6 protein-coding genes are annotated in these 5,936 nt (G+C 70.8%); 3 read left to right on the top strand and 3 right to left on the bottom strand.

The window, feature by feature from the left end:
* The first annotated feature begins 564 nt into the window (after positions 1-564).
* Positions 565-1,560, top strand: a complete 996-nt coding sequence (locus ABZ193_RS43110; RefSeq protein ID WP_354714604.1) for a LysR family transcriptional regulator — start codon at positions 565-567, stop codon at positions 1,558-1,560.
* Here the strand turns inward: ABZ193_RS43110 and ABZ193_RS43105 are convergent.
* The 3 genes from ABZ193_RS43105 to ABZ193_RS43095 all read right to left on the bottom strand — a co-directional run bounded on the left by ABZ193_RS43105 (position 1,447) and on the right by ABZ193_RS43095 (position 3,848).
* On the bottom strand, positions 1,447-1,908 hold the full coding sequence (locus tag ABZ193_RS43105) for a membrane protein (protein WP_020419603.1): 462 nt from the start codon (positions 1,906-1,908) through the stop codon (positions 1,447-1,449). The genes ABZ193_RS43110 and ABZ193_RS43105 overlap by 114 nt on opposite strands.
* A complete protein-coding gene (gene miaB, locus ABZ193_RS43100; protein ID WP_237337231.1) occupies positions 1,905-3,389 on the bottom strand; it encodes a tRNA (N6-isopentenyl adenosine(37)-C2)-methylthiotransferase MiaB in 1,485 nt (494 codons plus the stop codon). Before miaB ends, ABZ193_RS43105 begins: the two co-directional genes overlap by 4 nt.
* A gap of 222 nt (positions 3,390-3,611) precedes the next feature.
* Positions 3,612-3,848, bottom strand: coding sequence for a hypothetical protein (locus tag ABZ193_RS43095; protein ID WP_020419605.1), 237 nt, complete (start codon positions 3,846-3,848; stop codon positions 3,612-3,614).
* A 258-nt stretch (positions 3,849-4,106) separates the two neighbouring features.
* Between ABZ193_RS43095 and ABZ193_RS43090 the strand changes: the two genes are divergently transcribed.
* Positions 4,107-4,835, top strand: a complete 729-nt coding sequence (locus ABZ193_RS43090) for an amino acid ABC transporter ATP-binding protein (protein ID WP_193354374.1) — start codon at positions 4,107-4,109, stop codon at positions 4,833-4,835.
* Positions 4,836-4,892: 57 nt separating this feature from the next.
* Positions 4,893-5,804, top strand: a complete 912-nt coding sequence (locus tag ABZ193_RS43085; protein WP_020419607.1) for a glutamate ABC transporter substrate-binding protein — start codon at positions 4,893-4,895, stop codon at positions 5,802-5,804.
* Positions 5,805-5,936 lie beyond the last annotated feature (132 nt).

Raw genomic sequence — 5,936 nt, 5'->3', positions numbered from 1 at the left:
CCGCCGCCATCTGGCACAACCGCGCCACCGGCCAACCCACAACCCGATCCCTGATCGCCTACGACCACTAACCAAGATCGGAATTACTCATCTAGTGCGATGGCTGCCGCAAGCGGCGCGGTGCTGCCGCAGGCAGCGGTAGCCGTCACGGGTGGCAGTGGGGGCTGGCAGCGGTGGCCGTCGCGGGTGGCTGTGGGGGTGGCGCGGTGCTGCCGCAGGCAGCGGTGGCTGTGGGGTGGTGCCGCGATGGCTGCCGCAGGCGGCACTGGCTACGGCAGGCGGCGCGTTGCTGCGCGGCAGATAGCGCGGGAGCTACGCCGTCGCGGGCGGCAGCGGTAGCCGTCGCGGGCAGCGTGGTAGCTACCGCAGGCCGTTGCCGTCGCGGGCGGCAGCGGTGGCTGTTGCGAGTGTTGCACCGGCTGTTCACGCATCATGTGTGCCGTCCCGGGCGGCCGCCGGGGCCGAGGGTGCGTTGCTCCCGGCGGCGCGCCCGTCGGAGCCGGGAGCAGGCGCGGGTGGTAGATCACCTTGGCGTACCTCGCGCCGTGGGCTTACCGTCGGGGCGTGGACCTGCGCCGCCTTGCCTCGTTTCTGGCGGTGGCCGAAGAAGGGCACTTCGGCCGGGCCGCGGCGCGCCTCTTCCTCTCCCCGCCGGCCGTGACCGCCCACGTCCAGCAGCTCGAGCGCGAGCTGGGCGTGCCGCTGTTCGAGCGCGCCCCGGTGCGGCTCACCCCGGCCGGGCACCGCTTCCTCGGCCACGCCCGCGGCCTGGTCGACGCCGCCAACGCCGCCATCACCGACATGGCGGACCTCGCCGAGCACACCGACACCCTGCGCGTCGGCGTGATGGGGCACGGCTCGGCCGAGCTGACCCCGGCCGCCATCGCCGCGTTCCGGCACCTCCGGCCGCACGTGCGCCTCACCCTGGAGGCCCTCACCTTCACCGAGCACACCAGCGCGCTGCTCGAACACCGCGTCGACGTGGCCTTCGTGCGGCCCGCGGTCACCGACGAGCGCATCACCGTCGACGTGCTCACCACGGAGGCCCGCATCGTCGTCATCCCGGCGCACTCCGAACTGGCCGCCGCCGCCGAACTCCGCCTGGCCGACGTCCTGGACCTACCGTTCGTCGCACTCCCGCCGCACACGCCGCGGCCGTTCACGGACTACCTGTACTTCACCGAGGCCCGCGGCGGCGAGGCCCCACGCCCGGGACCGGACCACGCGGTCACCCCGCAGGAGGTGCTGATGAGCGTCGCGGCCGGGCGGGGCGCCGGTTCGGCCCTCAGCTCGTTCGCGCGCTTCTACCGCTGGCCCGGCACCGTGTGCGTGCCGGTCGTGGACGCGCCGTGGGACCACAGCGTGCTCGCCACCCGCACCGGCGACCGCGACCCGCACGTGCAGCTGTTCCGCGGCCTCGCCCGGTCGCTGGCCCCGCGGTTCGCCTCAGGTGCGGGACCAGGCGGTGCGCATCCACTGGGCGGCCAGCAGGATGGTCGCGACCAGCGCGATCACCATGCCGATGCCGGGGCCGCGCCCGGTGGCGCCGTTGGCGACTGAGGACTGCTGCGACCAGATCGCCAGCAGCCCGTCGACCGAGGCGAACCAGCCGCCCATCGCGCACACCCAGGACAGCCACCAGCGGCGCGTCATCAGCGTCAGCGCGGAGGCCAGCACGCCGATCACCGTGGACGTGACCGCGAACAGCTGCGGGATGCCGCCGCCCTGCCCGAGCAGCACCTGCCAGCCCACGTGCGGGCCGACCCACGGCAGCAGCTGCCCCACCAGCAACACGAACACCAGCACCGCGATGACGAACCCGCGGCGGCCCAGCTCGACGGTGCGGGAGGCCTTGGTGACGACCTCGTCGACGTCGGTGCCCAGCCGGTCGTAGTCGCTCTCGCTCACAGCCCGCACCCGCCCGTCGTCACCGGCTGGGGCGCCGGGCGGCCGAACGAGGGCAGCCCGAGGCTGACCCCGTCGGTCTTGGGCCGGCGGCCCGCCTCCACGTTGTCACCGGCGCGGGTGCGCCGGTGCGTAAGCAGGTCACCGTCGGCGACGAGGTGGTGCGGCGCGCCGTAGGTGACCACGGTTTCGACCACGTCACCCGGCCGCACGGACCCGTCGATGGCGGACCCGGTCGGCGTGAAGTGCACCAGCCTGCCGTCGCGGGCGCGCCCGCTCATCCGCCGGGTCTCGGTGTCCTTGCGGCCCTCGCCCTCGGCGACCAGCAGCTCGACCTTGCGCCCGACCAGCTTCTTGTTCTCGTCCCAGGCGATCTCGTTCACCAGCTCGACGAGCCGGTCGTAGCGCTCCTGCACGACCTGCTTGGGCAGCTGGTCCGGCAGCTCGGCGGCCGGGGTGCCGGGGCGCTTGGAGTACTGGAAGGTGAACGCGCTGGAGAACCGGGCCTCGCGCACGACGTCGAGCGTGGCCTGGAAGTCCTCTTCGGTCTCGCCGGGGAACCCGACGATGATGTCGGTGGTGATGGCCGCGTCCGGGATCCGGTCGCGCACCTTGTCCAGAATGGACAGGAACCGGCTCGACCGGTAGGAGCGGCGCATCTCGCGCAGGACCCGGTCCGAACCGGACTGCAGCGGCATGTGCAGCTGCGGGCAGACGTTCGGGGTCTCGGCCATCGCGTCGATGACGTCGTCGGTGAACGCGGCCGGGTGCGGCGAGGTGAACCGGACCCGCTCCAGGCCGTCGATGCCGCCGCAGGCGCGCAGCAGCTTCGAGAAGGCGTCCCGCTCGCCGAACTCGACGCCGTAGGAGTTGACGTTCTGCCCGAGCAGCGTCACTTCCAGCACGCCCTCGGCGACGAGCGCCTCGACCTCGGCCAGGACCTCGCCTGGCCGCCGGTCGCGCTCCTTGCCGCGCAGCGACGGCACGATGCAGAAGGTGCAGGTGTTGTTGCAGCCCACGGAGATCGAGACCCAGCCCGAGTAGGCCGACTCGCGCCGCGCGGGCAGCGTCGAGGGGAACGTCTCCAGCGACTCGAGGATCTCCACCTCGGCCTCGGCGTTGTGCCGGGCGCGCTCCAGCAGCACCGGCAGGGCGCCGATGTTGTGGGTGCCGAACACGACGTCCACCCACGGCGCGCGCTTGACGATCTCGCCGCGGTCCTTCTGGGCGAGGCAGCCGCCGACGGCGATCTGCATGTCCGGGTTGGCGTCCTTGGCCGGGCGCAGGTGCCCGAGGGTGCCGTAGAGCTTGTTGTCCGCGTTCTCGCGCACCGCGCACGTGTTGAACACGACGAGGTCGGGCGCGTCGTCGGCGCCGGCCGGAACGTAGCCCGCCTCCTCCAGCTGGCCCGCGAGCCGCTCGGAGTCGTGCACGTTCATCTGGCAGCCGAACGTGCGGATCTGGTAGGTTTTGCCACCGTTCATCGGGCACCGTGTTCGCTGGTAAGACAAGCCATGACGGCTACCAGCGTAACTCTTCGGGGTTGCCCGCCTTCGCGCGCGTCAGCGTTCTTGCTTCCGGCGGCGGAGCCGCCGCACCACCTGCGCAGCCGGCGCCGCCGCGCGCAGCGTGTCCGTTGAGGGTGGTGCCGGCCAGACGGAAGGGGCCGCCACCCGCACCGCCGCGCGAGGCGTGGTGGACAGATCTCAAGTTCGCAGCGCTACGTACCAGCCTTCGGGGATCGGGCCGGGCAGCAGGTCCGGGATGAACGTGCAGATGTGGCCCGGCCAGGACGGGAGCTGCGACTGGCAGTCCGCCTGCGTCGGGTACGGGCCGGCTTTCAGGCTGACCCCGTCGGCGTGCGCGGCGGGCGCGGCGAGCGTGCACAGCCCCGCGCCGAGCACGAGCGCGGCGGCCGTCTTGCGGAGGTTGCGTGCGGTCACGAACCGAGTATCGAACGTGACGACGCCGAGCGCAGCGGCGTGCCCCGTTCGAGCGAAGCGACCCCGTCCGAACTGCACCGCTCGCCTGACTACAGTTACCGGCACCCGGGGTCACCGTGCGTCCGGAACCGGCCAAAACGGATGACACCTAGGTTGCGTTTGATTCGATTTACGGGCGCGGGGGCGCGTCACGGTGTTAGATCGCCGAGTGAGCCTGGCTATGGAGGGCAGATGAGCACAGCTACGTCAGCACCAGCGATGATCAGGGCTGCGGGCGTGAACAAGTTCTTCGGTGACCTGCACGTGCTCAAGGACATCAACCTCGAGGTGCCCAAGGGCCAGGTCGTCGTGGTGCTCGGCCCGTCCGGGTCCGGCAAGTCGACGCTGTGCCGCGCGATCAACCGGCTGGAGCCGATCAACTCCGGCGAGATCGAGGTGGACGGCCAGCCGCTGCCAGCGGAGGGCAAGGCCCTGGCCGCGCTGCGCGCCGAGGTCGGCATGGTGTTCCAGTCGTTCAACCTGTTCGCGCACAAGACCATCGTCGAGAACGTGATGCTCGCGCCGGTGAAGGTCCGCAAGATCGGGCAGGACGAGGCGCGCAAGACCGCGATGCAGCTGCTGGACCGGGTGGGCATCGCGAACCAGGCGCAGAAGTACCCGGCTCAGCTGTCGGGCGGTCAGCAGCAGCGTGCGGCGATCGCGCGGGCGCTGGCGATGAAGCCGAAGGTGATGCTGTTCGACGAGCCCACCTCGGCGCTGGACCCGGAGATGGTCCAGGAGGTTCTGGACACCATGACCGGGCTGGCCAAGGAAGGCATGACGATGCTCGTGGTCACGCACGAGATGGGCTTCGCCCGTCGCGCGGCGAACCGCGTGGTGTTCATGTCCGACGGGGAGATCGTCGAGGACGCGTCGCCGGACGAGTTCTTCACCAAGCCGAAGTCGGACCGCGCCAAGGACTTCCTCGGCAAGATCCTGACGCACTAGTTGAGTTCCCGCGGCGCCCGGCAGGCGCCGCTCGATCCCGGGAGAACAGGAATCCAGATGAAGATCCGCACCCTGGCAGCGGGCCTGCTGGTCGGCGCCCTGACGCTGACCGCTTGTGGCAAGGAGGGGACCCCCTCCGGCGGCACCGGGGACACCGGAACCGACGCCGCCGCGCTGCCCACCTACACGGTGGCCCAGAACGTGGACGTGGCCGGCTCGCCGACCTTCGCCAAGATCAAGGGCGCAGGCAAGCTGACCATCGGCGTGAAGGACGACCAGCCGGGCCTGGGCCTGAAGGACCCGACGACCGGCAAGTTCCAGGGCTTCGACATCGAGATCGCGAAGATGGTCGCCGCGGGCCTCGGCTTCGACGAGAGCAAGATCACCTTCACCACGGTCGACTCGGCCGCGCGTGAGGCCGCGATCACCAACGGCAACGTCGACTACTACGTCGGCACCTACACCATCACCGACAAGCGCAAGGGCCAGGTCTCCTTCGCCGGCCCGTACTTCATGGCCGGGCAGGACCTGCTGGTGCGCAAGGACGACACCTCGATCACCGGCCCGGAGACCCTGAAGGGCAAGAAGGTCTGCTCGGTGACCGGGTCGACCCCGATCCAGCGCGTGCGCGACCAGCAGCTGACCGAGCCCGCGAACATCGTGGAGTTCCAGAAGTACTCGCAGTGCGTCGAGAAGCTGATCACCAAGGAGGTGGACGCCGTCACCACCGACGACGCCATCCTCAAGGGCTTCGCCGCGCAGGACCCGGACAACCTGAAGGTCGTCGGCAAGACGTTCTCGCAGGAGCCGTACGGCATCGGCCTGCCCCGTGACGACGCCGCGCTGCGCGGCAAGGTGGACGACCTGCTGCAGGCCGCCATCGACGACGGCACCTGGCAGAAGATCTACGACGCCACCCTCGGCAAGTCCGGCTCGGCCGCGACGCCGCCGGCGATCCAGCGCTACTGACACTCCTCTGTGGCCGGTGAGCGCGAGCGCGCGCACCCGCCCCACCCCGTTCCACCCCACCAACGCAACCCCGCGGGGAAGCCCAGATCGGAAAAGACAGGGGGAGGGCAAGAGATGTAAAGGTGCAGTGTA

The organism is Amycolatopsis sp. NPDC006125 (genome assembly GCF_040614195.1).
GTDB lineage: Bacteria > Actinomycetota > Actinomycetes > Mycobacteriales > Pseudonocardiaceae > Amycolatopsis_E > Amycolatopsis_E tucumanensis.
The sequence above is the reverse complement of the archived record's forward strand: the minus strand, read 5'-3'. Positions and strand labels throughout refer to the sequence as shown.